The sequence below is a fragment of the Rhodoferax sp. genome, assembly GCF_018063565.1.
Taxonomy (GTDB): Bacteria; Pseudomonadota; Gammaproteobacteria; order Burkholderiales; family Burkholderiaceae_C; genus Rhodoferax.
Genome location: NZ_JAGPBB010000003.1, coordinates 1 through 26,377, shown reverse-complemented (window position 1 = coordinate 26,377; position 26,377 = coordinate 1). Strand labels below are relative to the sequence as shown.

Sequence of the window (26,377 nt, the reverse complement as noted above, 5' to 3'; positions counted from 1 at the left end):
CACTTCGGGCGCCAGACCGTCAGAGCCTTCAATGCGCCTGGTCCCAATTGGCACCAAAACCCACCTCGGCCAACAGCGGCACCTTCAGATGTGCCACCCCGGCCATCAACCGTGGCACCTCGTGACGCACCCAGTCCAACTCAGCCTCGGGCACTTCGAACACCAGTTCGTCATGCACCTGCATGATCATGCGAGTGGCACGCCGCTCGGCGTCGATCACCTGCTGCACTTTCACCATGCTGAGCTTGATCAGGTCTGCGGCCGTCCCCTGCATCGGTGCGTTGATGGCGGCACGCTCGGCACCGGCGCGACGCGGGCCGTTGGGCGAATTGATCTCGGGCAGATAAAGTCGCCGCCCGAACACCGTCTCCACATAACCCTGCGCCTTGGCCAGGCTACGGGTGTGGTCCATGTAGTGTTTGACACCCGGATACCGTTCAAAGTACCGTGCGATGTAGTTTTTGGCCGCCGTATTGTCGATGTTCAAGGCCCGCGCCAGCCCGTACGCACTCATTCCGTAAATCAGACCAAAATTGATCACCTTGGCGTAGCGGCGCTGCTCGGTTGAGATCTGCGCTGTTTCCAGGCCAAAAATTTCGGCTGCGGTGGCGCGGTGCACGTCCATGCCATCATGGAAAGCCAACAGCAAAGCAGCGTCGCCGCTCAGATGCGCCATGATGCGCAGCTCAATCTGACTGTAGTCGGCACTGGCAATCAGGTGTCCCGCAGGCGCCACAAAGGCCTCGCGCACGCGCCGACCCTCAGGGGTGCGGATCGGGATGTTCTGCAGATTGGGGTCGTTGCTGGACAGTCGGCCCGTCACCGCCACCGCTTGCGCGTAGTGGGTGTGGACGCGCCCGCTGGCCGGCAGCGCCAGCGCGGCGAGTTTGTCGGTGTAAGTACCCTTGAGTTTGGCCAGACCCCGATGCTCCAGGATCTTGGCCGGCAAGGGGTAATCTTCGGCCAGTTTCTCCAGTACCTCTTCGTCCGTGCTGGGGGCACCGGTCGCCGTCTTTTTTACGACCGGCAACCCCAACTGGGTGAAAAAAATCTCGCCAATCTGCTTCGGACTGCTCAAATTGAAGGGCTGCCCAGCCAGCTCGTGCGCTTCCTTTTCCAGTTGCAAGATGCGTTGGCCCAGACTGTGACTTTGCGCCGCCAGGGTCGGCGCGTCGATCAGCACGCCATTGCGTTCGATACGGTAAAGCACTTCACTGCTGGCGATTTCAAGCTCATAGATGAAGCGCAACTTGGGGTCGTCGCGCAATCGCGGCCAGAGCACCCGATGAAGGTCCAAGGTCAAATCCGAGTCTTCACAGGCATACTGTACAGCGCGGGCCACGTCGACCTGATCAAAACAGATCTGGTTGACGCCCTTGCCACACAAGTCCTCAAAGCTGAGCCCGACGCGCCCGAGGTGGCGCAGCGCCAGACTCGCCAGCCCATGTGGCTTGTGGACTTCCAGCACATAGCTTTCCAACATGGTGTCGTGCACGTAGCCTTGCACCTCGATGCCATGGTTGGCGAACACATGACGGTCGTATTTGATATGTTGACCCAGCTTGGCACGGGTGGCATCTTCCAGCCAGGGACGCAGTTTGGCCAGCACTTCAAGCAACGGCAGTTGTTCCGGTGCATCAGGGTAGGCGTGAGCCAGCGGCACATACGCCGCCTCACCGGGCTGCACACTGAAACTGATGCCCACGATTTGCGCGCGCATCTCGTCGAGCGAAGTGGTTTCGGTATCGATGGCCACCAGATCGGCGGCCATGATGCGTGCCATCCAGTCATCAAAACGGTCCCAGCTCAGGAGGGTGTCATAGCGGAGCGACGTGGCGGGCGGGCCAGACAGTGCGGCACCGGCTGTCGCAACCGGGTCCGGCAGGTCAAACAGGTCACGCTCCCTGGCGGCCTGCGGCACGACTGCTGCTTGTGCGCTGGGCAGCGTCGCGGGCGTTACGTCGCCCGGCTGGATTGCTGCGGTTGCCGCCAGTGCCCGCGCCAGGCCCTTGAACCCGTTTCTCTCATAAAAACCAGCCAAAGCGCTTGTATCCATTGCTCCAACAGCTATATCTGACATAGCAGGAAGACGTGGAAGCCAGTCGCTCAGATCACAGTCGGTCTTGATGGTGACCAGGGAACGACCGGTGGGCAGCCAGTCCAGCGTCTGGCGCAAGCTATCACCCACCGCGCCCTTGACACTACCCGCCTGAGCGACCAGCGCTTCCAGCGAACCAAACTCGTTCAACCACTTGGCGGCGGTCTTGGGCCCCACCTTGGGCACACCAGGCACGTTGTCGACCGTGTCCCCGACCAGCGTCTGGTAGTCACGCATCAAGTGTGGGGGCACGCCAAACTCGGCGGTCACCCCGGCCACGTCACGCCGTTTGCCGTTCATGGTGTCAATGATGGTAATGTGCGCGTTGACCAGTTGTGCCAGGTCTTTGTCGCCACTGCTGATGATCACCTCCATCCCCCGCTGGGCACCCAGAGCGGCCAGTGTGCCAATCACGTCGTCGGCTTCCACGCCGGGCACATTGAGCACCTTCCAGCCCATCAGCCGCACCACCTCATGAATGGGCTCGATCTGACTGCGCAAATCATCGGGCATGGGCGCACGGTTGGCTTTGTAGTCCGGGTAGATCAGATCACGAAACGTGGGTCCCTTGGCGTCAAACACACAGGCGGCAAACTGCGCCGGCACCTCCTTGCGCAGACTTTGCAGCATGTTGATCATGCCGCGTATGGCACCTGTCGGTGCACTGCCGGGGTCACCTGGCACCACCCGCAAATCCGGCATGGCGTGAAAGGCGCGATACAAATAGCTGGAGCCGTCAACCAGCAGCAGAGTGGGTTTGGGGGCATTGTTCATCATGGCATTTTGCCTGTGCTATGGCAGCGTGCGGATGTTTCTCTACAATCTGACGATGCAATTCTGCCTCCTGTCCGCTACACACCTTGCAGGCTTTTCGGTCGCACCCGCGCCCGGGATTGACTCGGCCCTGGCCGCTGCGGCTGCACGTTGATCCATGGCGGTGTATACCGAGGTCTCGGAAAGAGAGGCGCGCGCACTGGTGCGTTCGCTCAATCTGGGCGAGCTCAGCAGCCTACAGGCCTGCACCGGCGGCATCGAAAACACCAATTATTTTGTCAGCACCCAACAGGACGGACAGACACATGAATATGTCCTGACCTTGTTTGAACGGCTGAGCGCCCAGCAGCTGCCGTTCTACCTGCAGCTGATGAAACATCTGGCCGAACGCGGTATCGCCGTGCCCGAGCCCCGGCCCAATGCCAAAGGCAATCTGGTGTTGGAAGTCAAAGGCAAACCGGCGGCGGTCGTCAATCGACTGCGCGGGCACAGTGTGCAACAGCCGCGCGCCGCACATTGTGCCCAGGTGGGTGCGGCGCTGGCGCATATGCATCTGGCGGCGCTTGACTTTGCGCCACAACAACCCCATCTGCGAGGTCTGTCATGGTGGAACGAAACCGTGCCGATCGTTTTGCCGTATCTGGACGCCGACCAGGCCTCGCTGATCCGGTCCGAGCTGGCGTTGCAGAATCATGTGGCGGCATCCAGCCGGTACACCGCACTGCCACGCGGCGTGATTCACGCGGATCTGTTCCTGGACAATGTGTTGTTCACCGGGATGGATGACGCGCCAACTCTGGGCGGTTTCTTCGATTTCTATTTTGCCGGAGTCGACACCTGGCTGTTTGATCTGTGCGTTTGCCTGAATATTTGGTGTATTGACCCCATAGCCCATTGCCATCAATCCATGTTAGCTAATCATTTTATAGCATCTTATGCCGCTGTCAGACCCCTTCAGCCAGCCGAGCGCGCTTTGCTGCCCGTCATACTGCGGGCTGCGGCGCTGCGCTTCTGGATCTCGCGACTATGGGACTTTCACCTGCCGCGCCAGGCCAGTGTGCTGGCGGCGCACGACCCCACCCATTTTGAACAAGTGCTGCGAATGCGGAGCACAGCACCGATGGATTACAACGCGCTGATGGGGCAGCCATGAAGCTGCAGCTCGTTCCGGCGCGCCAGGGTGCCACATGGGTCAAACTTGGCGTACGCACCTTTTTCAAGCAGCCCCTGGCGCTGGCCGGGCTGTTTTTTATGTTCATGGCGCTGATGTCGGTGGCGGGCATGCTGCCAATCGTCGGCCTGCCCATCGCCATGACGCTGCTGCCCGCCTGCACCCTGGGACTGATGGCAGCCTCCCGCGAGGCGACGCAGGGGCGGTTTCCGATGCCATGGGTGTTGCTCACCGCCTTTCGCTCGGGCGCTCCGATCCTGCGCGCCATGCTAACCCTGGGCGCCTGGTATGCGCTGGGTTTTGTGGCGGTAATGGGGTTGTCGTACCTGGTGGATGGCGGTGGATTTGCCAGCATGTACCTGGCTGGGCAGGCGCCAACCAGTGAAATGCTGGGTTCGGGCGAGTTCCAGGCCGCCATGTGGGTGTTTATCAGTCTGCATTTGCCGCTGTCTCTGTTGTTCTGGCACGCACCGGCACTGGTATTCTGGCAAACGTTGTCGCCAGCAAAAAGTATGTTCTTCAGCATTGTGGCGTGTCTGCGCAACTTTTGGGCCTACACCATCTTTGCAGCCCTCTGGATGAGCATCATGGTCATCACCGTGCTGCTGGTCACCGCGCTGTCCAGCCTGCTCGGCAGTCCGGGTCTGGCGGCGTCGCTGCTGTTGCCCGCCCTGCTGCTGGTGGCATCGATGTTCTTTTGCTCGCTGTTTTTCACATACCGCGACAGTTTTGAATCCGACACCGACGACGACTCAACAGCTCTCAAATGAGCGAATTTGTGTTGCCAATCCCGCGACGTCCACTTGGTATGTAGCGAAAAAACCAGCCAAAGCCCGGTATTGAACTTGTTATGAACGCGCAGAACCGTTGATAATGAGAGCATCGGTGGCTCTGAGGGCAGCCGTTTCAGACTTCTCAACCATGTACAAGGGGGCTATCTTGATTCCCAGATCCATGCGGATGTTGCTACTCGGCGTCAGTGCCGCGCTGCTGTCGGCCTGCGCCACTTCTCCAATACCTGTATCAGAAAATTTCCCACTCACGGTTCAACCCAAGGTGCGCTCGGCAGGTCACTGGAACCTGTTGTCGCGTGATGTGGTGGCCCAAACGCTTGATACCTTGAGCAAAGTAGGGACCACCTCTCATCTTTATGTCGCTTTGCCACCCAACGCAAGCGAGTTCGACCGTGCGTTTCGCGAGTTTCTGATCACTGAACTGGTCAAGTCCGGCCGCATCGTCATGCAAAAGCCAGACAACGCCATCGAAGTCAGTTACCAGACCCAGGTGGTTCGGCACCAGAGTTATCGGCAGCACTTTGTGCCAGGCGGCTTTACCATGCTGACCGCGGGTTTGTATGCGATGTATGGCCTGCGCCTTGAGCACGTGGACGCCAAACTGGTGGGTGGTTTGGGGCTGGCAGCCGTGGCTGACACCGTGGCGAGCATCAATTCAGGCGGGCCGACCCACACCGAGCTGATTCTGACCACGACCGTGGCCACCGGCGGGCGCTACCTGACGCGCAAAACCGACATTTATTACGTTGAGGAAGAGGACGTCACCCTGTTTGCGGCCCTGCAACCGGTGAAAACACCCCGTCTCGTCAAGGTGGTAGGCCCATGAAGTCAAAGATCATTCTCAGCGCCATCGCATTGGCTTTGCTGGGTGCTTGCAGCAGCACCACCGTGCAGCGCACCGAAACCACTTACGAAGAAGCTGCGGCGAACAAGTTTGTGGTCGCCAACCGTGATGCCATCAACCGGCTGGTCGCCGGTTTTGATCTGGCACCGCTGGGCGACACGCCAGTGCTGGTAGCCACCATTGTCAACGTCAACGATATGCGCCGTTCGGCGCCGCTTGGGCGCACCCTGTCGGAGCAATACGCCACCCACATGGTCAACGCCGGCTTCAATGTCAAGGAAATGAAGCTGCGCGGTGACGTCTTTGTCAAAGAAGAAACCGGCGAGTTGCTGTTGTCGCGCGAGATCAAGGAAATTGCCCAGAGCCACCATGCCAGCTACGTGCTGGTGGGTACTTATTCAGTTGCCGCCAATGTGACTTACGTCAGTTTGAAGTTTGTGCGAACCGAGGACAGCCGCATCGTGCGCGGCTACGACTATGCCTTGCCTAACGACAAGGACATCAATAAACTGCTGCAGGTGATGCAGGTCAAATAACACCACCCGACTCGGCGCCAGTCAAATAGCCTGATCGCGTTGAGCGCTGTCAGGCTTTTTTTTCGGCCCATGCAAATTGCACAACCACTTCATCATCGTCATCAGTCCATTCGAATCAAATCAAATCACATTTTTCTGGCATCATTTGCTGTTTTTGGAAGCGTTCCACGCTTATTTCATATGGCCTGTCGCCAATAATCTTCATTGACCATGAATGCCGCCTCCTCCCCTTTCTGGCAACAGTTCAACGGCAATTTCAAGGGCATGTTGCGTTGGTCCCAACTTGATGACCTTTGGCGGCAGTTGCGGGCGCAGCCACATGGCTGGTTTGTGACCCAGTTGGGGCAAGAACGGCCTGAGGCGCCCTTGGACGAAGCCGGTTTATTGCGATTCATCGACGAAGCAGACGCGCTGCTGCGTCGCGAACATCAGCACGATTACTGCGGAATCGTGTTTGCCGATGCGCCAGCACAACCGCAGTTCATCAAGATATTTGACCCGCACAATCTGGGGTCGTCTTGCAGCCACAGCAATACACCGATCTTGCCACTGTGGGTGTTGTCACGCACGCCACCAGAACGTCTTGACCCACCAACGCCCCAACCCAGTTCGCGCAGCAACTGGTGGACCCGATTGTTTGACCAACGCTCCTGAGCGCCGTCGTCGAATCTGCTCCGCCACCTGTGACCTGACAACATCAGTCGATGGCAGAACCAAAAGCAGGCGTGGCAGTTGCAGTCAGCGCGCCGGCCAAGCTCGCGATAAACCCAGTCACCCGGCAACAAAGCGTTGAACATCAAGCGGCATACTTGATCCTTGCTTCCTGAAAATAGGCCTGGGCTTTCGATCGTACTATGATGGCTCTTAATGCAACCACAGAGAACAACAGGGATGAAATTCGCCAATAGGCCTGGCGCGATCGTAGCCATATCTGGCGCGGGCTTGCTTTGGGCGTCAGTTCGCTGGCGCGCGTTTTATGCCCCGACTCTGTTTGTTGTCGCTGCCTGCCTCGTCGCCCTGCTCTTCATTTTGTTCGCGGTCTGGCTGCGTAACCGTCGGCGGCGCCAACTCATGGATATGCGCGACTCTGCGCTTTGGTAGCAGATGTGATTCAAGTGCTACCAAAACCCCAACAGTATTCAAGAGAGCAAGATGAACATCCGAATTGAAATGTCCGCCCCAAGTGGTGACGAACTCAAATCAGTGCGCGTCAAGGCAGGTTTGAGCCAGGTCGAAGCGGCGACATTGATGGGTTACCCGGTACAGTCAGGAAGTCGAGGTGGTCAACAATCGCGCACTTGGCAAGCGCTTGAAAGCACAACGGATCCGCGCACTATGCCTGGACCCGTCTTTGCCATGTTCCAGTTGCTTACGGGTAGTCATCCAAGATTTTCATTGCGCATCAAAGAACCATCCAGCGATTGACGTCATGGGCCTTAAGGCACTGACTTTCTGGGATCCGCTCCACACTTCGGATCGAGAAATGGCTTGGCTGGCGTTGACGGTATCGCGGTACTCATGACTTGGACAATCCGGCGAGTTCATACTTGAGAAGTGATTCAGTGGTGTTCTATTTGACGGTCGGGGCACCGTGCCAGCGCTTGAGAATCTTTTGTCGTGCCGATGGCTGCATATTGATCTTGCTCAGGTCACCCTCGTAGTGCTTTACAACCCTGTGGTCCATCAAGGCAAACCACAGGCGTGGAAAGTAGGCTGCCGTGACCATCGTGGCATAGCCTGCTGGCAGTTGAGGTGCCGCATCAAAGTGCCGCAGGGCTTGGTAGCGCCGCGCGGGGTGGGCGTGATGATCAGAATGCCGTTGCAAGTGGTACAACAGAATGTTGCCGACAACGTGATTGCTGTTCCAGGAGTGCTCGGGCTCGCATCGCACGTACCGGTTGGATGCGTCTTTTTCACGCAGTAACCCGTAATGCTCAACGTAGTTCACCACCTCCAGCATGGATGCCCCGTACAGCGCCTGCAGCACCAGAAACGTCAATACCGGCCAACCCAACCACACCACCAAAGCAACGAAAAAGACAAGGGTTAGAGCCCAGGCCTGAAGGTTGTCGTTGGCAATGCTCCATACGCTTTGCCCCTTTCTATTCAGCCGATCACGTTCAATTTCCCAGGCGGAGCGCAGACTGCCCACAACCGTACGCGGCAGGAACGACCAAAAGCTCTCACCCATGCGAGCACTTGCCGGGTCTTCTGGCGTGGCAACCCGCTTATGGTGGCCCCGGTTGTGTTCAACATAGAAGTGTCCGTACATGGTTGGCGCCAAGGCGAGCTTTGCCAACCAGCGGTCGAGTGTTTCCTTCTTGTGCCCCAGCTCATGAGCCGTGGCAATGCCGATGCCGTTAAATGAACCCACTGTCAACACCAATCCAGCAAATGCATACCACGACAAGGGCTGAGTTGCCGCGAGCCATGCCCCAAACACTGTTCCCGCCATCTGGAATGGCACATAGGCCCAGACCAGCGCTCGGTAGAAAACATCCTGTTCAAGCTGTGCCACCGCAGACTCCGGTGGGTTGCTAAAGTCTTCCCCCAATAGCAGGTCCAGCAAGGGGATGACCAAGTGGATGAATGCAGGGGCGAACAGAAGACACCACCATTGACCGCTCCATGCAAAGCCAAGCAATGACCCGGTAAAGGTCACCGGTATGGCTGGACTGAGAAGCCATAGCCAGCGCTTGTCACGCCAATCTTTCGTGGGTTGTATCGTCAGGGTGCTCATCGGTTGACTCCTGAAAGCTGGACCGGATCGTCCGGATGAATTGGGCTTAACAATCACGCTTGTATCCAACGAAGTGGCACGACACCCAAGGCCTTTGGCGCAGTGGCATGGCTTTGTCGACAAGAAAGACACCCACTCACACGTCAAAGTTTTTTGTTATGGTCGATGCCGACAGTGAACACCGCCAGATCTGTGCGTGTTCTCGGGCGACCGGCCTCTCCTGGGTTCATTATGGCTCTATCAAGCGGGATCAAGTCTGGCGCAATCAGAGATCTGGTTGGCCAACTGCGGTTGCCCAGGGGTGGCTCATCAAACAATGCACCCGTGTTGATAAAAGGGAATCAAAAGTTTGTGGCAACCCAATCCTGGGATGCTGGCAAAAAACGCTTTATGCCACCAATCGAGCATGCAGCATTTACGGCAGGCTTATTGGATCGTTTCAGCGGTCACATCAACTGACGAGGGAACGACAGGAACTGAGCACTGGAGCCTGACTTTGAACTTCCGAAACATACCAGTTGCGCTCGGACAAATTGCCGAAGTACTTCAGCCAAATCGGCCATTCGGGACGGCAACAGAAGGTCAGCATGTTACGTTGATTTCGATGATCGCGTCAGCGCCATCGACCAGTAGCTCGGTTCATGGGTGGCGGTTTTCGGGCCACAGAACAATCTCAACGCTGGCATCAGTCGAAACGGCAGACCCGCTGTGCCCTATCGCCAGCCCTGAGTTCAGCAGAGCCGCAATCGCCAGCAGAACCAGCAGTGCAACGACAACGGCATAAGCCTGGTAGCTGGCATCAGTGGGCAGTACAGGCACGACGGACGGCCAGAAGTTGACCGCCGTATGCAGCAGCAGTGCTCCCACCACGCTACCGGCGGTGCGATTGAGCAGCCACGCGAAAACGACCGACAGGGCCACGACGCTCAGCAAGAAGAGGACTGGCGGAACGTGGGCTTGCGCCGTGCCTGCGATCAAGAACAGCGGCAAGTGCCACAGTCCCCACACCAGTCCCAGATAGAGGCCAGCACGCCGCCATCCGAAGCGAACTTGCAGAATAGGCAGTGCAAAGCCGCGCCAGCCAAACTCTTCGCCCATGGGTCCACCCAGCAGCAAAATCAGTGGCAGATTCACGACTGTCATCAGCAGGTGTCCGGATGCGGGCGAGGTGGCGATGCTGCCACCCAATGCGATGTGCAGACCCGCCGCCATGAGCATAACTGCCAGCGGCAGAAGAAAAGCAAGAATCCACCATCCCCAACCGATGCGCCACCTCAGGCATCGCGACAACCAGGCACGCAGGCAACCCGCCTTGCGGTTGCTCGCCACCACAGCGATCGCGGCCAGGCTTGGCCCGAAGCTGCCGGCAAACATCAGGAGCGTCGCCAGCCCGGGCAGTTGAGGTTTGATGGCGGACGACAGCGCCCAGCAAGCCCAGGACCAAGCGAACGTCAGAACAAAGTAGCCGAACAGCGGCGCGCGCTGAAGCCACGCCCGGGGCGTCATGACAGGAACTCGTAGCCGAGCTTCTTGATGTGCCCGACGAAGTAGACCTTGCGGCCATCGGGCCGGACCCAAGCCGCTTCACCGGTCATTGGAATCAGCATGCCGCCTTGCTGCTGGTAGTCCGACAAACGGCAGTCCCATGGGAACATCACCATGACTCCATCCTTGCCCACACCGGCGCCCCGCGAATCGGCCCGCACCGAGGTGATCAAGCCCGCGTCGTTGAACCGGAACAACAAGGTCAAATTGATCGGGCCATCAACGATGGTGGCGTTGGCGCAAGCGTCGTCCACAGCCTCCCAGCGCACGCCATGGCTGGGCAGCAAAGCGGTGGGATACCAAGGGCTTTCGGCAAAGTAGCGCATGAACTCGCCTCGAGCGATCTCACCTTCCCCGTAAGAGTCGGCCACGGTGAACAGCCCGAACAACTTTGCGATCAACCTACCGTGGCCAGCGATGTAGCTGTCCTCCACATGTGCGGGCACACCAGGAAACATTTCCACCCGGGCATCCCACAGAAAGCCTGGCTTGCGGGTGACGACCCGCTGCCGCGAGGTGAACGGCTTCCATTGCTCGGTAGTGGCCGACAGGTTCATGGTGCCTGTCATCTCGATGGTTGCCGCAGAAATGATCGGCTGTCCGTCTGCCAGCACTGCACGAAAGTAGCGTTGCACCGGTGCGGGCAGGCCCTCGAGTTCATGTGCATCAAAGCGGGCGGGTGACGGTAGCCGGCACCTGGCCTCAACGCTACCCGACTCGAGCAGACTGGTGTGGGTGCGAACAAGCGCCCCCCATCGGGCGGTACCGACTGCGCGCAATCCGATCAAACTGAAGACCAGCGCACCCAGCGCAATTCCCAGCCACAGCAGCCCTGTCATCAAGGCTTCCCTGGTTTGGGCCTATCAATCACACCCGCATGGCCTCAAAAGGCGGCCGCAACGAGCGCGGCAATACGGGGCAGTGACCGAATCGCACAACGAGATCGTGCTGCGGGTCGCTCAGGCCTAGCGCGACGGGAAGGCGCGCGTACTTGTCGTTCTCACCCCTCGCGCTCAGGAGCCAGCGAAACGCCAGATCACCTATCCACGGCAGGCGGCTCGGGTTACCTAACGACACGCTGGCCAGGGCAACCAAGAACCACTGCGCGGGCCAAACGGCCGAGTTGCCACCACGGAAAACACCGTAGGAATGTTCGACCACGAATCCAAGCACCATGATTGGTTAGCGTAGATGCCAAGGCAGCAGCAGTCGGTGCGCCATCCAACATAACGCAACTGACCAGCAACAAGCGACAGACTCTGGCGCCAACATCAGCGCTTGTCGCCAAGCTGCATCCAAAGGTAGGCAAACTCAAGCCCCATCCACAGGGCTCGCTGCTCATTGTCAGCCGCGCCCCCATGACCGCCCTCGGTGTTTTCGAAATACAGCACGTCGTGCCCCTGCTCTTGCATGCGCGCCACCATCTTTCTGGCGTGGGCTGGGTGAACCCTGTCGTCCATAGTGCTTGTGTCGAAGAACACGCGCGGGTATTTCACACCTGACTTCACATTTTGGTAGGGGCTGTAACGACTGATGTAGTCCCATTGCTCTGGGGTGTCCGGATTGCCGTACTCGGCCATCCAACTGTTGCCAGCCAGTAGCTGGTGATACCGTTTCATGTCAAGCAGAGGAACCTGGCACACCACGGCATTGAAGAGATCCGGGCGTTGCACGAATGTCGCCCCCACCAGCAGTCCGCCGTTGCTGCCGCCCATGATGCCCAAGTGCCTGGAGGACGTTATTTTGCGGTCGATCAGGTCTTGGGCCACTGCAACAAAGTCGTCAAAGCTGTTTTGCTTTTTCTCCAAGATGGCACTCTTATGCCATTCAGGTCCAAACTCACCACCGCCACGAATGTTGGCAACCACAAAGACACCACCTTTTGCAAGCCAGTTGCTGCCCCAGGAGCCGCTGTACCAGGGTTGCAGGCTGACTTCGAAGCCGCCATAGCCATAGAGCAGCGTTGGATTCGTCCCATCCGATTTCATGCCTCGGGGTGACACAACGAAATAGGGAATCGCCGTTCCATCTTGGCTCTTGGCAAATAGCTGCTGAACTGACATGCCAGTGGCGTCAAACCGTTGTGGCAACTGTTTGAGAACTTCACGGGTGTCGCTCCCGGCTTGTCCTTGCATCAAGGAGTCCGGCGTCAGGAAGTCTCGGTAGCTGATGATGTAGTCGTCGCCAAGTGGATCCTGGTCCAATGACGAGTCATACAGGGCATCAACACTGAGTTCACCGTTTTGTGGCAGCGTGACCACTCGACTGCTCCACTTGCCATCGATTGGACGCCATTCGAAGAGGCGGCTTTTGACGCTGTCCATCGTATTGACCAGAACAAAGTTCTTGGTAAAGCCAAACCCCGACAGGGAAGTGGTCGGCGTCGGCTCAAACAGGACGGCAAACTCCCGCTTTCCGGCCATATAGTCCGCAAATCGGGTCACCAACAGGGAACCCGCTTTGTACACGGTGCTGCCAATCTGCCAGTCACTGCGCAACTGGATCGCAGCCCACTGTTCGTGGCGCTCGAAGCTTGCATCGGTGGGTTTGTCTATTTTGACAACGTGGGCACCCTCCAGAAAGAAGGACTCCTCGTTGTAGAAATCAATGCCGCGTCCGACCATGACCCAACCATTTCCCTTTGCATGGCTGCTGGCAGCATAGGCGCGCACGTCGCCTTCGTGTGCCTCATAGACGGTGATTGCACTGTCCAATGGCGTCCCTCGCTTCCATTGTCTGATGATTCGCGGGTAGCCCGATTTCGTCATGCTGCCCACTCCGAAGTCAGTTCCGACCAGTAGCGTGTCGAGGTCTATCCAGGTTGTTTGTGATTTTGCTTGTGGCAGCGTAAACCCGTCGGCGACAAACTGTTTGGCGACCAAGTCAAATTCACGCACGACTTCGGCATCGGTGCCACCACGTGATAACGAGACCAGGCAACGCTGATAACGCGGTCCGAGGCAATCTGCGCCACCCCAAACCCAGCTTTCATTCTCGGCTTTGCCCAGTGCGTCAATGTCCAGCACCATCTCCCACCTGGGACTGGCGTTCTTGAAATCTGTCAATGTGGTTCTGCGCCATAAACCTCGTTGATTCTTCTCGTCGGTCCAGAAGTTGTAGACATGGTCACCCATGCGGCTGATGTAGGGAACCTTGTCTTTGCTGTTGAGTATTTCCAGCACTTTGGCGCGAGCAGGTTCGAACTCAGGTCGAGCTTTGAGTTCGGCAGTCGACGCTGTATTGCGCTGGGCCACCCATGCCAATGACTTTTCGCCAAGAACGTCTTCCAGCCAAAGGTGGGGGTCATTGTCAGGGGCGTTTGAGTGGACTTTCATGGCGGTCGACGTTGTCGAAGTGGTGGCAGGTGATATGGATACGGGCGCTGCTACGGTCGAACTGGATACCAATGGTGCGTTCGAACACGCAGCAAGCATCCACATGATGGCTGATGCCGCACAAAGCGATTGCCTGGAACTGGTTTTTCTGTGACTCATGGTCGCGCGAGCATAACTTGCATGCCACTGGGCACGATCGGGCACACGACACAGGCCGGAGCGGCAACAATGCGCATGCGATCAACCAAGACCTGGGGCTTCATCGTTGGTGAAGGATCCAATCCGTCGAAATGATCCAATCCTTGTTTCAAATCAAAGTCCCGTGAACATTCTCCTTTTTAGAATGACTCAAATGGAGGATTGCCGCGACATTAGCCCGATCAGGTAGTTTTCGATGAACTTGTCGACGCTTTGATATATGCCATGATGATCATGTGAGTCGCAGTTGGTGGTGCCCGGGCATTCAAAGTTTTTAACAATAGGAAGATTGGATGATGCTTGATTCGAAATAGGTCAAGCGAACTCGCAACAAATGGCACCCAAAGATCACCTCATTGAAGATCCTATTGCACAGCGGATTGTGACTGTGGGGTCGGCTCTTTTGTGCTTCGCAGGGTTTGCACTCGCAGTCGCACTATTGGGGGACCACTCCCTAACATCCCCACGGGTTTTTCTTCATATTTTTCTTGGAGCGGGCGGAGCCCTCGGACTGTGGTTTGCGATTCACCAGGAGTTCCGTAAGGCGGCTTTTCTGTTGATAGGAACCTATTGGATTGGCGTTGCATGTGTAACGGTGATCAATGGCGGATTGCGGGGCCCCAATTTGGTCAACTTTCCCCTTATCCTTGTGATTTCAAGTTGGGTACTGGGTGTACGTCCAACGATATCGCTGGCGATCCTTTCAGAAATATTCTTGGTCGGTCTTTTGATTGTTGATGACTTTGGATTCAAAACAGAAGCAGATTACTCCAACAAGCTCGCGTATTTCATATTTTTGACAGCCGTCATTTCAATGACGGCACTGGCGTCCGTTCTGGCTCGAAATGGTTACCTCAAAAAGGTGAAAGAGTACCAGGAGATTGTTTCAGAACTTGCTGACAGCGAAATCCAGCTCAAACAAAACCTGGCTCAACTTGAGAGTCTGGTGAAGATACGCACAACTGAACTTGCACTTGCAAAGGACAATCTTTGGGCAATGAACGAAGCCCAACTGATCGGGCGGGTTGGCACCTATGTAACCGATATCAAAACCGGTCACTGGCAGGGCTCGGAGGTGCTGGATGACATTTTTGGCATTGACGCTACTTTCGAAAGAACCATTCCCAACTGGAACGGCCTGATTGCGCCGGAGTTCCGACAAGAGTTGCTTGACTATTATTATGAAGTCATAGCCACCCAGGGCAATTTCCACAAGGAGTATCAAGTTGTACGTCCAGTCGATGGGAGAACCTGCTGGGTTGAGGCATTGGGAGAATTCTCGTTTGACGACTTGGGCAAGCCGGCGTTTTTGCGCGGCACGATTCTGGACATCAGTGACAGGAAAGCTGCGCAACTTGAGCTGCAAACCTACCAAAATCACCTAGAAGAATTGGTCCAGCAAAAGACACTTGAGATCCAACAACAGCAAGAACTGCTACGTGACCAAGAGCTTCGCTTTACCCTTGCTGTTGAAGGCGCCGACGAGGGTATTTGGGACCTGAACCTGATTACCCAGGAACTCTATCACTCGCCACGCATGACCACTATGCTGGGTTATACCCCAGATGAACTGCCACCGGCACGTGAAGTTTGGCAAACATTGACCCACCCCGACGACTATCCTCAATACCACCAGAAGCTACTGGCTCACATCGAAGATGCCGATGTGCCTTTTGAGACAGTCATTCGGCTACGTCACAAGGATGGTACCTGGCGCTGGATCTTGAGTCGTGGCCGCGCCACCCGTAACGTTAGTGGCCATGCCATACGAATCAGTGGCACCAATAGTGACATCACTGAGCGCATGCGTGTTGAGGAGCTTCTTCGTATCAGCGAAGAAAAGCACCGCATTCTGCTCGACGAATCCAGCGACCCAATATTTAGCTTTGAGCGAGGGGGCCGCTATACCTATGTGAATTCTGCATTTGCTATCGGGGTAGGCAAGACTCAGACAGAGATTGTCGGCAGAACCCTTTGGGATGTATTCCCCAAGGAGGATGCAGATAGGCGACACCACTTCTTGCAGAGTATTTTTCAAGATGGGAAAGAGGCGAACCTCAATGTCCGGCTTCCGTCGCCAACAGGCGATCGCTTTCTGATTACGACCGCAAAGCCAATCTTCAATGCTGATCGGCAAGTCATCTCGGTGATCTGTGTTTCGAAAGATGTGACTTCAATCGTTGAAGCAGAAGAAGCAGCACGGGCTGCAAACCTGACAAAGTCCGAGTTCCTGGCCAACATGAGCCACGAAATCCGCACGCCCATGAATGGCGTGATAGGAATGGTGGACATTCTTCAGCAAACCGCGCTCACATCCGAACAGCAGCGCATGCTCAGCACCATTGCCAACTCGTCGCAAACCCTGCTTGAAATCCTCAACGATATCCTCGACTATTCAAAGATCGAGGCTGGCAAACTGAGTGTTGAGCACATCCCCACACCCCTTAAAGAGGTGGCCGAAAGCGTGCTGCAACTGATGCACGGCACGGCCAATGCCAAAGACATCGCGCTGCAACTTACCCTTGCCCCCGGTTTGCCAATGGCCATCTATGCCGACCCAACGCGACTGCGCCAGGTGCTACTCAACCTGATTGGCAATGCCATTAAATTCACGCATGCCGAGGTTGACTCTACTGCCCAGGTAACGCTGACCCTAGAGACGGGCAGGCTCGCCGATGGTCACGCGGCGGTGCTTTTGCACGTGCGTGACTGCGGTATCGGAATGAGCGCCGAGGTGGTGGCCAAGCTGTTTGTTCCTTTTACTCAAGCAGATGCCAGCACTGCACGCCAGTTTGGCGGCACTGGCCTGGGCCTGTCAATCACCGACCGACTAGTGAGGCTGATGGGTGGTCAAATCACCGTGAAAAGCACCTTGGGTGAGGGCACTGAATTCACTGTTGCGCTACCCCTGCAGGAGGCGCCATTGACAGCCGTCGTGTCACAACCAGCCGACAGTCGTCTCAGATTGCGTGGCAACGCACCCACTTTCGATGAGGCCGCTGCCAGTGGGCAACTGATCCTATTGGCCGAAGACAACGAAACTAACCGGGATGTGTTGCGTGAACAACTGCGTTTGCTGGGTTATTGCGCTGACACTGCCGAAGATGGTCAAGTGGCATTGGAGAAATGGCGCAGTGGTCTCTATGCTTTGCTTTTGACCGACTGTCACATGCCGCACATGGATGGCTTCGCCTTGGCACGAGCGATCCGCACCGAAGAAATTCGGGGTTCGCGCCTTCCCATCATTGCCATCACCGCCAATGCGATGCAAGGTGAGGATCAACGTTGTCTGCAAGCCGGTATGGATGATTACCTGAGCAAGCCACTGCGTTTGCATGAACTCGCCCCGATGTTGGAGAAGTGGCTGCCGTTGCCGAGCAGGCCTGAAGAGCCTCAAATCGATCCTGAGTTGTCAGCGCAATCAATTACTGGCGACGTCGCGGCGATAGAAGCTGAAAGCACTTTTGAAAGCTGGAACTGCAACACTTTGAGTCAAATGGTCGGCGACAACCGCGAAATGCATGAGCGATTGCTGAAGAAGTTTCTGGCCAACGCCGAGAGGCAAGTGCCTGGCATTTGCGAAGCCCTCAGTGTCTGCGAATTCAAGAAGGCGGTTGCACTTGCCCATACCCTCAAGTCTGCTGCACGCAGCGTGGGCGCATTGGCGTTGGGTGAACTATGCCAACACATTGAAACAGCGGGAAACGCGGGTGATTCACCCGCTTGCGCGACGCTGGCAGCGGACTTGCCGGTGACATTTGCCGTGGCCATGCAGGCCATTCGTGAACATCTGGCACCCTAGCGAGCTCCTGTCAAGGGCACGCAGGCTAGTCAAGCCTTCATTGACGAACGTCGAAGGTCCAGAAGCGATAAAACCCTTGCCAGAATAGGCAAGAATCCATAGCGCGACTCAATGCTGAGCCACTTCCCGGCCCAGTGTTCGGCTCGAATGAATGGCCAGTATCAACCTTAAGCCAGCCGTCCATCCCGAAAATCGCTGATGGCCAGACGAATCTCATCTTCCGAGTTCATCACGAATGGGCCGTACTGGACAATAGGTTCACCCAAAGGCTTGCCTGAAATCAGGAGCAACCTGGATGCAACATTGGTTTCGATCACCACACCGTCGGCTTGTGCATCGTTCGTCAGAATAGCCATTCTTTGAATAGGTACGACCTGCCCCGCAATGCTCGCCTCGCCGCGGTAAACGTAGACAAAGGCATTGTGATCGGCTGGGAGATGCTGTTCGAAACGCACGCCTGCTGGCATGTCAAGGTCAAGATAGTGCGGCTGAGTCATGTCGCGCCTCACTGCACCAATCACTCCGTGGCTTTGTCCGGCGATCACCGTCACGGCCACACCCTCATCAGTTGCAAACTGTGGCAGATCCGAGTTCTTGAAGTCACGATACCAAGGCGCGATCATCTTGTCGCGTTTGGGCAGGTTCAGCCAAAGCTGAAAGCCCTCCATTAAGCCTGCTTCCTGTTGCGGAATTTCGGAATGGATCACGCCTTTTCCGGCCGTCATCCATTGCACGCCGCCGTTTTCAAGCAGTCCCTCGTGGCCAGCGCTGTCCCGATGCAACATGCGCCCTGCAATCATGTAAGTCACGGTCTCAAATCCTCGGTGCGGATGGTCAGGAAAACCGGCGATGTAATCGTCCGGCTGATCACTACCAAAGGCATCGAGCATCAGAAAAGGATCCAAGCGATGTTGCAGATTCTGGGTCAACACCCGGGTGAGCTTGACGCCAGCTCCGTCTGACGTGGCGTGACCTGCGACGAGTCGCTCCACGCCGCGCGTTCTGTGCACGGTCTGATGGTTCAAAGGTACGTTCATGGCGCTTCTTTCGACAAACTGCTTGTGAGGTTCAGGATTCACTCAGTACGGATTGATCCAAGGAAATCACTCGCCGCCAAGACAAGTGAGGGTCAGTCTGATAGTCGGCGATTACCCAACTGCGTGTCGCGTGATCTGACATGTCACTGAGGAATTCACGCAGCACCTTGATCGACGCCGCATCCAGTGCCGCATAAGGTTGATCCAGACAGGTCACCGTCGCACCGCAGGCGAGCAATCCCACCAAGGCAATCTTGCGTCGACTGCCAGTGGAGAGCATGTACAGTTTCTTTTCCAGATGTGGATTCAAGTTCATAGCCTCGACAAGATCATGTTGCAGTTCAGCGTTCCATCGCGGACAACCCTCCCTTAGCTCAGCCCATACCTGGTGCGGCATTTGTTCACGATGTGCCATCAAATCCAGGTCGAGCCACCGCGCATCTGGCAGCACCGCTTCTCCGGGTCCAGCAGCAAGATCGCCACTTAGAACACGCAACAGTCTGGTTTTGCCAGTTCCCTCCCCACCGGTCACGGCTATGAGGCCAGTTGGAAATCGGTCAAGAGTGAACACACCCAGGCTCATGTCACAGTCGTGCGTTGATGAAATCTGGCTTGATCCCAGAATCTGTTGCTCAGGATGTCCTTCAAAATCATCACGGCATTCCAAACATCGGCAAACCGGGTGTACAAGGGCGCGAAACCAAAGCGCATGATGCGCGGCTCACGGTAATCAGGGATGACACCGCGTTCAATCAGTGCCTGAACTACGGCAAAACCGTGCGGGTGTTCGTAGCTGACCTGACTACCGCGTTGCGCCGGGTCGGTCGGTGTAATCAGCGACATCGGAAAATCGCTGCACTCCTGCTCCACCAGGCTCATGAACAGCGTTGTCAAGGCCAATGATTTCTTGCGCAACTCGTCCATGCTGGTGTGTTCAAAAACATCCAGTCCACACTCGACCATGGCCAACGAGACGATGGGTTGCGTGCCGCACAGATAGCGGGAAATGCCATTGCTGGGCTGATATTCCGGCTCCATGGCGAATGGTCGCATGTGCCCCCACCAGCCTGCCAACGGTTGCCAAAACCTGTCTTGATGGCGGGCATTGACCCAGAGAAACGCGGGGGCGCCAGGTCCACCATTCAAATATTTGTAGGTGCAGCCCACCGCAAAGTCGGCGTTGGCAGCGTTCAGATCCACCACAACGGCACCGGCAGAGTGCGCCAAGTCCCATACGCTGAGTGCGCCGTGACGATGTGCCAGGGCGGTAGCAGTCTCCATGTCGTGCATGTAACCGGTCTGGTAATTCACGTGCGTGAGCATGACCACTGCCACCTGATCGTCCAGGGTATTGCCGAATTCCTCGGGCGAATCAATGAGCCGCAGCTCGTAGGCTGGTGCACCATGGGCATGCAATTGCTCTGTCAGTCCTCGGACAATGTAGAGATCGGTGGGGAAATTGCGCCGCTCCGATACGATAACCCTCTTGTGTGGAGCTCGTTCTTGCTGAACACGCAGTGCAGCCGCCAAAACCTTGAACAGGTTGATCGAGGTGGTGTCGGTCACCACCACCTCACCGGACTGCGCCCCCACCAGCTTGGCCAGTTTGTTTCCCAGGCGCTGCGGCAGGTCAAACCATCCGGCAGCGTTCCAACTGCGAATCAGCCCTTGTCCCCAATCCTTCGAGATCACCTCCTGAGACTTTGCCAACGCTGCTTTGGGCAATGCACCCAAAGAATTGCCGTCAAGATAAATGATCCCGTCTGGCAAGACAAATAGCCCTCGCAAGGGCGATAGCGAATCTCGCTGATCATGGATTTGACAATCGCCGCGTTTGATGGACATGGCTCAGTTCTTGGATGGTGGGTCAGACGGCCTCGCCACCATCTCCCACTGGAGCAGCCCCGACAATGGGCGTTGCCTCAACCGGCTCAGCGGTTTGTGCGCCTTCGACGGCGCTCTGCTTTTTGGCAGGCGTCAATTGAAACAACTTGGAGCCATCACGCGTTCCTGCTTCCATCAGGATGCCTTTCTTGACTGCAGCATAAACCCAGGTTTTGGCACGGGCTGACATCACATTTTTGGCGGAATCATCCAGGCTGAGCTTTATCAACGCCGCATCCGCTATTTGAGACACTGTCGTTCTTTTGCGACCCATGCACTTGAGCCAAAGTTCAGCGCCGGTAGTGGGCAACTTGACTGTCCCGACGGCTACCGGAGCTGACTCGGCTGCCCTGGATTTGCCAACTTTGTCTTTGGCTGCTTTAGTCTTGGCAATCTTGGGCTCCTTTGGTTGTCCCTGAACCACTGCCTTGGGCTTGCGCTTCCTCTTGTCAGTTGCTTCTGCGTTCACAACCGACAGATCTTCAACCGGTTGCACTGGCTCGGACATAGCGAACGTCAAAGTGGCTGTTGCAGCATCCACGGTGATCAGTGGCTTGAGTCCTTCTAGCGCTTGCTCCAGATTAGACAAATGCTGACGGGTGCGCGCTATTTCTTGCGCAATGTGACTGGCAGCTTCAACTAGTGTTTGCATGTTTGATTCCTTTGTTGCGGTTCCAGGTTCCCAACGACTTGGGAAGCATTCGATGATATTGCAGGACGCATGATCTTCGTGTTTGCTGGCGAACAGAATCGAGTGTCTGCTATCTGAAAAAGAGGGCATTGAGTCCTGCACAGGCAATGGCAAACCTTTTGAGAGAAAATACCGGTACTCCTTGGCAATCCGAGTTTCTGCTCAATCAGTCCTTCAGACCAAGTGTCACCAGAGAATGCCCGTCTTGCATTCGTCTGTCTGAGCTCAGTACAAGCTCAACCCCCAACGTATTGACCAACTATCGGCCTTAGCGCTGTGCTCAAGCTTTTCGCGGGCATGGTCTTTGCAATGCGTTGGACGACAACATTGAAACAGACCAAAGGCAAATCCATCAACAGAAAACCAAATTAAAGGGTGTTCATAAAATGTCTGCAACCACTTACCGAGTCGAAAGCTCACACCCCATCGTCGGGCCACTTTGGCCGGGCTACAAATCGTCCAAGCTCTTTACCTTTGTGGACCGCGCGTTGGCAGTGGTCATGGCGGCAAAAAGCATGACCGCACCGGCCGGGCACGAAATCAGGGTGGTACATGTTCCTACTGGTGAGGTTGTCTTCCGAAAGACCGCGACTTGAATCCCGATGGCGACCACCCGGTGGTGGCGTGATTGGTCTTGGCTATGACCAACTCATCAACTCAATCAATCGGCGGATGACCCAGTCTGCCTCGGGTTTGGTCACCACCGCTTGCTCGCCGACCAAACCCAGTCGGCATCGCTCGATCACATCTTGCTCACTGATACCCAGACTGAACATCATATTGTTGGCGGTTTCGCTAAGCATACTGGCCAGGTCTTCACACAATTCATACCGGGCCGCAGTTTCATCGTGGGAGGCGTTCAGCTTGGATCGCCCTGGATCCACAAACAGCGCCATGAAAGACGGCGGGATGTTGATTTGGTTGTCGTCGTACACAAGACATCCAGATTCAGTTGAAACCGTCTGGTCAGAACGGAATGTCGTCTGGTTGCATGAAGTCAGATCCAGACGGATCGGATTTGCCAAAACCAAGCTCTTTAGCACCACCGCCGATTGCCGCTTTGATGGACTTGTCACCGAGGGCGTGTTCCAGTGCTTTCTCAACGGCATCAATGCGCTCCTGGCAGACTTTGTAAGCGTCAACCGACTGCGTGACGATGGTCAACAGTTCGTCGATGTTGGGTTCCTGCTGGTCACGCAATTTTTGTGCGTTCTTCTGCAGCACGCCATAAGCGTCTTTGAATGATTTGGTCGCCATGCTGATTCCTTTGTCTATCTCGCTATCTCTGTTCGCCAGCGGTGGCCACAAGCTTGCCATCGCTGAATTGAATTTCCAGGGTTGAACCTTCAGACACGTCGGCTGCCCGGGTGATCGGTCGACCCTTGGGTGTTCTTACCAGGGCGAAACCGCGCCCAAGCGTACTGGCAGGTCCCTGCCCGGAGATTTCACGCATCAAAGCCTGCGACTGCGCTGAAGCTTGGCTGAGCTGGGCCCGGGCTGAGGAACTGATCACACCGATGGATTGATCTGCCACGGTCCTGGTCTGCACGACATCACGCCCTGCACGATCAATGACAGCGCTCACCAGCACGTTCGTATCAAGCCGACGCGAGCGGATGGCATGCCTGGTGCCGGATGCAATGTCGCCAACCCATGCCGAAGTGTCGCGCCTTGCCTGGGTCATCTGCGCGGCTGCGCCCATTTTGATGGACTGATAGGTTTCACGTGATTGTTCAGAGGCGGATCGCATCGAACCCATTGCCTCGACTCGAATGTCTGAAACCAGCGCTGCCGATATTTGCCTCGCCGCAGCCAGGCTTCGAGCAGCTTGTGCCCTTATGTCTTTATCCAGTGAAACCACATCCGCCTTGGTAGTCTGCAGTCCTTGTGATGCGTACTTTGCGATCTGCTCAAAATAGGCTTTGGCGTCAGAGACCCGTTTGACGATTTGCTGCTCGATCCCCGCAATCACTTTGCTGGGGGTGTCAAACTTGAGATTGGCCACTTCGTCGAGCACAGTGCTGTCACGTTCATGGCCAATACCGGTCAGAACTGGGATGGGCAGGTCGCAGATCAGGCGTGTCAAACCATAGTCGTTGAGCCAGGCCATGTCGTTGACGGCACCACCACCGCGAATGATGACTACGGCGTCGGGTTGATTAGAGACAGTTTTTTTCCAGTTCAGCAGGGCATGGCGCAGTGCATCGCCTATCTCGTTGGCAGCGCCCTCCCCTTGAAATCGGCTGAAGACGTAAGTGAATCTACAAACGCCAAATTTTTCCAGGCGATTGGCCTCGACCTGAAAGTCACCCAGCCCAGCGCCACCCGCGGGTGCGACCACCAAAACCGCATTGAAATCCCATGGCGAAGGCCGTTCCCTATTGGCCGCAAAGACACCTTCTGCCTGCAGCCGCTCCCGGATTTCACGTTTTTGAGCCTCCAGGTCACCCAGGGTGTACTCGGGATCAATGGCGTCAATCTCGATGCTAAAGCCGTACTGGGGTTTGAACACGGGTCTGGCTCTGACCAACAGCTTGATGCCTGCGGCCAATTGCGCACCGGTTGCACGCTCGAACTCGGGCAGAATCGTACTGGCGGTGGACTGCCAGATGACCGCACTGGTCTTGGCCAGGACCGCGCCTTGCGCATCTCGTTCTGATACACCCAAAAAGACATGCCCGCCAGTAGCACGAAGTTCAACGACCTCGACCAAGGTCCAGATCCCCGCTTTGTAGGCCTGTGCCACCGCTTGCGACACACCAGCAAGCAGGGTTGAAAGTGAAATTCCTTTTCTTGGCGCGCTCGCAGCCAAATCGGCGGGAGAGACTGGAGTCAGTTCCAGTGCACTTGTGTTGGCAACACTGGCCACGCCAGGGGGCAACCAGGCTGCAAACGGTGTCAGTTCACGACCATCGGGAACAAACCACTGCCTCTGTGCGCCGTCCCACCGTGCGCCCAGGGCCTTGGCGGCATCTTTGTCTTTAAAGGGGACGGTGAGATAGGTGTTGGCCATGGTGGGGATTGTGCAGGAACGGTTGCGCCTTTCAACTCGCGGTTTCTTTCGCGGCCGGGTTTTGGCCAGCGCCTGCAAGGAGTCGGTTGGACTGACTCGGACGCGGTTGCATTTGGAGCATGTCGTTTCCGGCGGATTGGCAAATCACCCATTTTTCTCCTGATTTTATAGCAACTTACACAATAAGAACATGGGCTATAACCCGATTTTTCATATATTCACAGGATATCGTTCGATCCAGTCAACCTCACGCCCGGTTGCGCGCCAGACGCAAGCGATGCATCCCCCAGGCAATGCATCTCAACCACCAAGTTCCAGTACGATGCTCATTGGCGCAGTATTGGTGTGGCTCGCCGCGGCGGCACGCGCCTGGATTCATAGGCATCAATCCAACCAGTTGGGACAGGGCCGGTGATGCGTCAAACGCCGCCAACCTATAGCCTCACAGTAAAAATGCTTTGGCATCGGCGGCGATGGCCCGTGCGTTCAAATGGTACTTGTGGGTGCCCAGGTCACGTATGGACGTGATGATCATCACTACTCAAGTTGTTACGGGTGTCGTCACTATGGGTTGGTTGACACGTCAGGCGAGTCGTCCAGTTTGAAACCCATTTGAACGCCGTCCCATTCGGTCGCACGTCGCGGTGTCGCTTTGGCCAACTCCATCCAGACTGGAAATGGCAACGCACTGATTGTCCTTTTGGGTGCCATGCGGGCGACATCGAACTGGTTGTTCTGAAACACCATCACACCACACTCAATCGGAATTTCATTGGGCTGGGCAATGGGGTGTCCAGATCGTTCACAACCCAGCACGTACCAGCATTGCCCACCCAAGTCCAAGTAGGCCGCACGTTTGTCTGGTCGTTTCAAGTCACCCAGTAAATCGGCGCGGCTAACCTTGATTTCGTGGACGATAGGCTCCAGGCAGTCCTGGCGGGAGCTGTTGCGAATCGAAAACACGTCAGGCTGGCACATTTTCCAGCGATGCTGGGTCTCCAGCTCACCCACCAGTTTGGCTCGCAGACTCAAGTTCGTCCAGACCAGTCGACCGTCTCGCAGCATGGCTTGGGCCACTTTATCCACCAAAGCCTCATGCGCTGAGCGCGCCTGTCGGTTGCCATGGCTTGCTTTGGCCAGGTGTTGAATGCCAGCATCCGTGACCCGAACCAAAAGGTGGCCAGTGGCACTGACGACCCGCTCCAGCAGACCCGCCCCCAACAGGTCGATCTCGATGACATCCTGGTACGGCCAACCCGCAGAACGGAATACCTCACGCAGTCTTTGCGCGTGACTCCGCTTGAGAATAGTCGTTTGGTTGTCCATCGAACGGGCCCTCACCAACGCCAGACCGTCCCAGTCCGTGGTGTAACCGGGAGTGCGATGGGTTGGTCCTGGGAGATGGTGGGCGGGCTCATAAAATACTGTATTTATATACAGTATATACCAAGACCTCGCCTACCTGCATCGTAACTGCCCAGCTTTTAGGCACCCATTCCAGAGCTATGACTGGCATCGCTTTGAGCACTTATTCCGCTTGTTATCCACAGCTTTGGGCACGGTTTGTGGGGACAAGGATGAGGCTACGATCTGACCATGTGTTCACATTACCAAGCCGTTAAGGAGCGCGAGCGTTACATCAGGCACTTCGGTGTCGAGCCGCCTTCCGACCGCGGAAAGTACGACGTTTGGCCTTGCTATCCCGCAACGTTCATTCGGAGACCCAAGCATGTGGATGTTGGTGATGAGTCGGTGCCAGAACGCGAAGCCCTGCCCGGCCTGTTTGGCATGATTCCGCACTGGGCAACCGATGCCAGTATCGGCCGTCAAACCTACAACGCGCGCACAGAGACGGTTGCCACCAAGCCAAGTTTTCGGGATGCCTGGAAAAACGCCCAGCACTGCGTCATCCCGG

24 protein-coding genes are annotated in these 26,377 nt (G+C 56.4%); 10 read left to right on the top strand and 14 right to left on the bottom strand.

Annotated features, from left to right (window positions below; all coding sequences use genetic code 11):
• Positions 1 to 28 precede the first annotated feature (28 nt).
• The gene (gene polA, locus KBF66_RS01350) at positions 29 to 2,872 is read right to left on the bottom strand and encodes a DNA polymerase I (protein WP_296651165.1); all 2,844 of its coding nucleotides are present in this window, start codon (positions 2,870 to 2,872) and stop codon (positions 29 to 31) included.
• A gap of 157 nt (positions 2,873 to 3,029) precedes the next feature.
• On the opposite strand from polA, the gene KBF66_RS01345 reads away from it, so the two are divergent.
• The 6 genes from KBF66_RS01345 to KBF66_RS01320 all read left to right on the top strand — a co-directional run bounded on the left by KBF66_RS01345 (position 3,030) and on the right by KBF66_RS01320 (position 7,642).
• A complete protein-coding gene (locus KBF66_RS01345; RefSeq protein WP_296650910.1) occupies positions 3,030 to 4,025 on the top strand; it encodes a homoserine kinase in 996 nt (331 codons plus the stop codon).
• A complete protein-coding gene (locus KBF66_RS01340) occupies positions 4,022 to 4,813 on the top strand; it encodes a BPSS1780 family membrane protein (protein ID WP_296650907.1) in 792 nt (263 codons plus the stop codon). The genes KBF66_RS01345 and KBF66_RS01340 overlap by 4 nt, the downstream gene beginning before the upstream one ends.
• Positions 4,814 to 4,997: 184 nt before the next feature.
• Positions 4,998 to 5,663: a hypothetical protein gene (locus KBF66_RS01335; protein WP_296650903.1), complete on the top strand. Its 666-nt coding sequence runs from the start codon at positions 4,998 to 5,000 to the stop codon at positions 5,661 to 5,663.
• Positions 5,660 to 6,217 carry a FlgO family outer membrane protein gene (locus tag KBF66_RS01330; protein ID WP_296650900.1) on the top strand — a complete coding sequence of 186 codons (558 nt, stop codon included), beginning with the start codon at positions 5,660 to 5,662 and terminating at the stop codon, positions 6,215 to 6,217. The genes KBF66_RS01335 and KBF66_RS01330 overlap by 4 nt, the downstream gene beginning before the upstream one ends.
• A gap of 210 nt (positions 6,218 to 6,427) precedes the next feature.
• A complete protein-coding gene (locus KBF66_RS01325) occupies positions 6,428 to 6,871 on the top strand; it encodes a hypothetical protein (protein WP_296650898.1) in 444 nt (147 codons plus the stop codon).
• 498 nt (positions 6,872 to 7,369) lie between these two features.
• Complete coding sequence (locus tag KBF66_RS01320; RefSeq protein WP_296650896.1) at positions 7,370 to 7,642, top strand: XRE family transcriptional regulator; 273 nt, start codon at positions 7,370 to 7,372, stop codon at positions 7,640 to 7,642.
• Positions 7,643 to 7,787: 145 nt separating this feature from the next.
• Here the strand turns inward: KBF66_RS01320 and KBF66_RS01315 are convergent, their stop codons facing one another.
• From KBF66_RS01315 to KBF66_RS01295, 5 genes are all read right to left on the bottom strand, one after another.
• Complete coding sequence (locus KBF66_RS01315; protein ID WP_296650893.1) at positions 7,788 to 8,957, bottom strand: alkane 1-monooxygenase; 1,170 nt, start codon at positions 8,955 to 8,957, stop codon at positions 7,788 to 7,790.
• Positions 8,958 to 9,596: 639 nt separating this feature from the next.
• Positions 9,597 to 10,463: a type II CAAX endopeptidase family protein gene (locus KBF66_RS01310; RefSeq protein WP_296650891.1), complete on the bottom strand. Its 867-nt coding sequence runs from the start codon at positions 10,461 to 10,463 to the stop codon at positions 9,597 to 9,599.
• Complete coding sequence (locus KBF66_RS01305; protein WP_296650888.1) at positions 10,460 to 11,341, bottom strand: DUF6544 family protein; 882 nt, start codon at positions 11,339 to 11,341, stop codon at positions 10,460 to 10,462. The genes KBF66_RS01310 and KBF66_RS01305 overlap by 4 nt, the downstream gene beginning before the upstream one ends.
• 28 nt (positions 11,342 to 11,369) lie before the next feature.
• Positions 11,370 to 11,663, bottom strand: coding sequence for a hypothetical protein (locus KBF66_RS01300; protein WP_296650885.1), 294 nt, complete (start codon positions 11,661 to 11,663; stop codon positions 11,370 to 11,372).
• A gap of 110 nt (positions 11,664 to 11,773) precedes the next feature.
• On the bottom strand, positions 11,774 to 13,837 hold the full coding sequence (locus KBF66_RS01295) for a prolyl oligopeptidase family serine peptidase (RefSeq protein ID WP_296650881.1): 2,064 nt from the start codon (positions 13,835 to 13,837) through the stop codon (positions 11,774 to 11,776).
• On the opposite strand from KBF66_RS01295, the gene KBF66_RS01290 reads away from it, so the two are divergent.
• Both KBF66_RS01290 and KBF66_RS01285 read left to right on the top strand, forming a co-directional pair.
• Positions 13,836 to 13,991 carry a hypothetical protein gene (locus KBF66_RS01290; protein ID WP_296650876.1) on the top strand — a complete coding sequence of 52 codons (156 nt, stop codon included), beginning with the start codon at positions 13,836 to 13,838 and terminating at the stop codon, positions 13,989 to 13,991. The two genes, KBF66_RS01295 and KBF66_RS01290, sit on opposite strands and share 2 nt — an antisense overlap.
• Positions 13,992 to 14,369: 378 nt before the next feature.
• Positions 14,370 to 17,837 (top strand): PAS domain S-box protein, encoded by a 3,468-nt coding sequence (locus KBF66_RS01285; RefSeq protein ID WP_296650873.1) that lies wholly within the window; start codon positions 14,370 to 14,372, stop codon positions 17,835 to 17,837.
• 167 nt (positions 17,838 to 18,004) lie between these two features.
• On the opposite strand, the gene KBF66_RS01280 is transcribed toward KBF66_RS01285, so the two are convergent.
• From KBF66_RS01280 to KBF66_RS01265, 4 genes are read right to left on the bottom strand one after another with little or no spacing between them, the layout of a single operon-like run.
• Complete coding sequence (locus KBF66_RS01280) at positions 18,005 to 18,874, bottom strand: pirin family protein (RefSeq protein WP_296650871.1); 870 nt, start codon at positions 18,872 to 18,874, stop codon at positions 18,005 to 18,007.
• 31 nt (positions 18,875 to 18,905) lie between these two features.
• Positions 18,906 to 19,457 carry an ATP-binding cassette domain-containing protein gene (locus KBF66_RS01275; protein WP_296650867.1) on the bottom strand — a complete coding sequence of 184 codons (552 nt, stop codon included), beginning with the start codon at positions 19,455 to 19,457 and terminating at the stop codon, positions 18,906 to 18,908.
• A complete protein-coding gene (kynU, locus tag KBF66_RS01270) occupies positions 19,454 to 20,719 on the bottom strand; it encodes a kynureninase (protein ID WP_296650864.1) in 1,266 nt (421 codons plus the stop codon). The genes KBF66_RS01275 and kynU overlap by 4 nt, the downstream gene beginning before the upstream one ends.
• Before the next feature lie 22 nt (positions 20,720 to 20,741).
• The gene (locus tag KBF66_RS01265) at positions 20,742 to 21,539 is read right to left on the bottom strand and encodes a hypothetical protein (protein WP_296650861.1); all 798 of its coding nucleotides are present in this window, start codon (positions 21,537 to 21,539) and stop codon (positions 20,742 to 20,744) included.
• A 224-nt stretch (positions 21,540 to 21,763) separates the two neighbouring features.
• On the opposite strand from KBF66_RS01265, the gene KBF66_RS01260 reads away from it, so the two are divergent.
• Positions 21,764 to 22,045, top strand: coding sequence for a hypothetical protein (locus KBF66_RS01260; protein WP_296650858.1), 282 nt, complete (start codon positions 21,764 to 21,766; stop codon positions 22,043 to 22,045).
• 42 nt (positions 22,046 to 22,087) lie between these two features.
• On the opposite strand, the gene KBF66_RS01255 is transcribed toward KBF66_RS01260, so the two are convergent.
• From KBF66_RS01255 to KBF66_RS01240, 4 genes are all read right to left on the bottom strand, one after another.
• A complete protein-coding gene (locus KBF66_RS01255; protein ID WP_296650853.1) occupies positions 22,088 to 22,384 on the bottom strand; it encodes an ATPase with chaperone activity in 297 nt (98 codons plus the stop codon).
• 31 nt (positions 22,385 to 22,415) lie between these two features.
• Positions 22,416 to 22,706 (bottom strand): exodeoxyribonuclease VII small subunit, encoded by a 291-nt coding sequence (gene xseB, locus KBF66_RS01250; RefSeq protein ID WP_296650849.1) that lies wholly within the window; start codon positions 22,704 to 22,706, stop codon positions 22,416 to 22,418.
• A gap of 22 nt (positions 22,707 to 22,728) precedes the next feature.
• The gene (gene xseA, locus KBF66_RS01245) at positions 22,729 to 24,462 is read right to left on the bottom strand and encodes an exodeoxyribonuclease VII large subunit (RefSeq protein ID WP_296650847.1); all 1,734 of its coding nucleotides are present in this window, start codon (positions 24,460 to 24,462) and stop codon (positions 22,729 to 22,731) included.
• Positions 24,463 to 25,026: 564 nt separating this feature from the next.
• On the bottom strand, positions 25,027 to 25,788 hold the full coding sequence (locus KBF66_RS01240; protein ID WP_296650844.1) for a hypothetical protein: 762 nt from the start codon (positions 25,786 to 25,788) through the stop codon (positions 25,027 to 25,029).
• Positions 25,789 to 26,058: 270 nt separating this feature from the next.
• Here KBF66_RS01240 and KBF66_RS01235 point away from each other — a divergent pair.
• Positions 26,059 to 26,377: SOS response-associated peptidase family protein (locus KBF66_RS01235; protein WP_296650841.1), on the top strand; the 319-nt coding region annotated here is incomplete at its 3' end.

What these genes read in the sequence shown, in the direction of transcription:
- xseA (WP_296650847.1), bottom strand. Translation starts at nt 24,462, where the DNA reads ATGGCCAACACCTATCTCACCGTCCCCTTTAAAGACAAAGATGCCGCC.
- KBF66_RS01265 (WP_296650861.1), bottom strand. Translation starts at nt 21,539, where the DNA reads ATGCCCTCTTTTTCAGATAGCAGACACTCGATTCTGTTCGCCAGCAAA.
- KBF66_RS01280 (WP_296650871.1), bottom strand. Translation starts at nt 18,874, where the DNA reads ATGAACGTACCTTTGAACCATCAGACCGTGCACAGAACGCGCGGCGTG.
- kynU (WP_296650864.1), bottom strand. Translation starts at nt 20,719, where the DNA reads ATGTCCATCAAACGCGGCGATTGTCAAATCCATGATCAGCGAGATTCG.
- xseB (WP_296650849.1), bottom strand. Translation starts at nt 22,706, where the DNA reads ATGGCGACCAAATCATTCAAAGACGCTTATGGCGTGCTGCAGAAGAAC.
- KBF66_RS01325 (WP_296650898.1), top strand. Translation starts at nt 6,428, where the DNA reads ATGAATGCCGCCTCCTCCCCTTTCTGGCAACAGTTCAACGGCAATTTC.
- KBF66_RS01315 (WP_296650893.1), bottom strand. Translation starts at nt 8,957, where the DNA reads ATGAGCACCCTGACGATACAACCCACGAAAGATTGGCGTGACAAGCGC.
- KBF66_RS01285 (WP_296650873.1), top strand. Translation starts at nt 14,370, where the DNA reads ATGGCACCCAAAGATCACCTCATTGAAGATCCTATTGCACAGCGGATT.
- KBF66_RS01240 (WP_296650844.1), bottom strand. Translation starts at nt 25,788, where the DNA reads ATGGACAACCAAACGACTATTCTCAAGCGGAGTCACGCGCAAAGACTG.
- KBF66_RS01330 (WP_296650900.1), top strand. Translation starts at nt 5,660, where the DNA reads ATGAAGTCAAAGATCATTCTCAGCGCCATCGCATTGGCTTTGCTGGGT.
- KBF66_RS01320 (WP_296650896.1), top strand. Translation starts at nt 7,370, where the DNA reads ATGAACATCCGAATTGAAATGTCCGCCCCAAGTGGTGACGAACTCAAA.
- KBF66_RS01345 (WP_296650910.1), top strand. Translation starts at nt 3,030, where the DNA reads ATGGCGGTGTATACCGAGGTCTCGGAAAGAGAGGCGCGCGCACTGGTG.
- KBF66_RS01310 (WP_296650891.1), bottom strand. Translation starts at nt 10,463, where the DNA reads ATGACGCCCCGGGCGTGGCTTCAGCGCGCGCCGCTGTTCGGCTACTTT.
- KBF66_RS01275 (WP_296650867.1), bottom strand. Translation starts at nt 19,457, where the DNA reads ATGAGCCTGGGTGTGTTCACTCTTGACCGATTTCCAACTGGCCTCATA.
- KBF66_RS01340 (WP_296650907.1), top strand. Translation starts at nt 4,022, where the DNA reads ATGAAGCTGCAGCTCGTTCCGGCGCGCCAGGGTGCCACATGGGTCAAA.
- KBF66_RS01335 (WP_296650903.1), top strand. Translation starts at nt 4,998, where the DNA reads ATGCGGATGTTGCTACTCGGCGTCAGTGCCGCGCTGCTGTCGGCCTGC.
- KBF66_RS01295 (WP_296650881.1), bottom strand. Translation starts at nt 13,837, where the DNA reads ATGAAAGTCCACTCAAACGCCCCTGACAATGACCCCCACCTTTGGCTG.
- KBF66_RS01290 (WP_296650876.1), top strand. Translation starts at nt 13,836, where the DNA reads ATGGCGGTCGACGTTGTCGAAGTGGTGGCAGGTGATATGGATACGGGC.
- KBF66_RS01305 (WP_296650888.1), bottom strand. Translation starts at nt 11,341, where the DNA reads ATGACAGGGCTGCTGTGGCTGGGAATTGCGCTGGGTGCGCTGGTCTTC.
- polA (WP_296651165.1), bottom strand. Translation starts at nt 2,872, where the DNA reads ATGAACAATGCCCCCAAACCCACTCTGCTGCTGGTTGACGGCTCCAGC.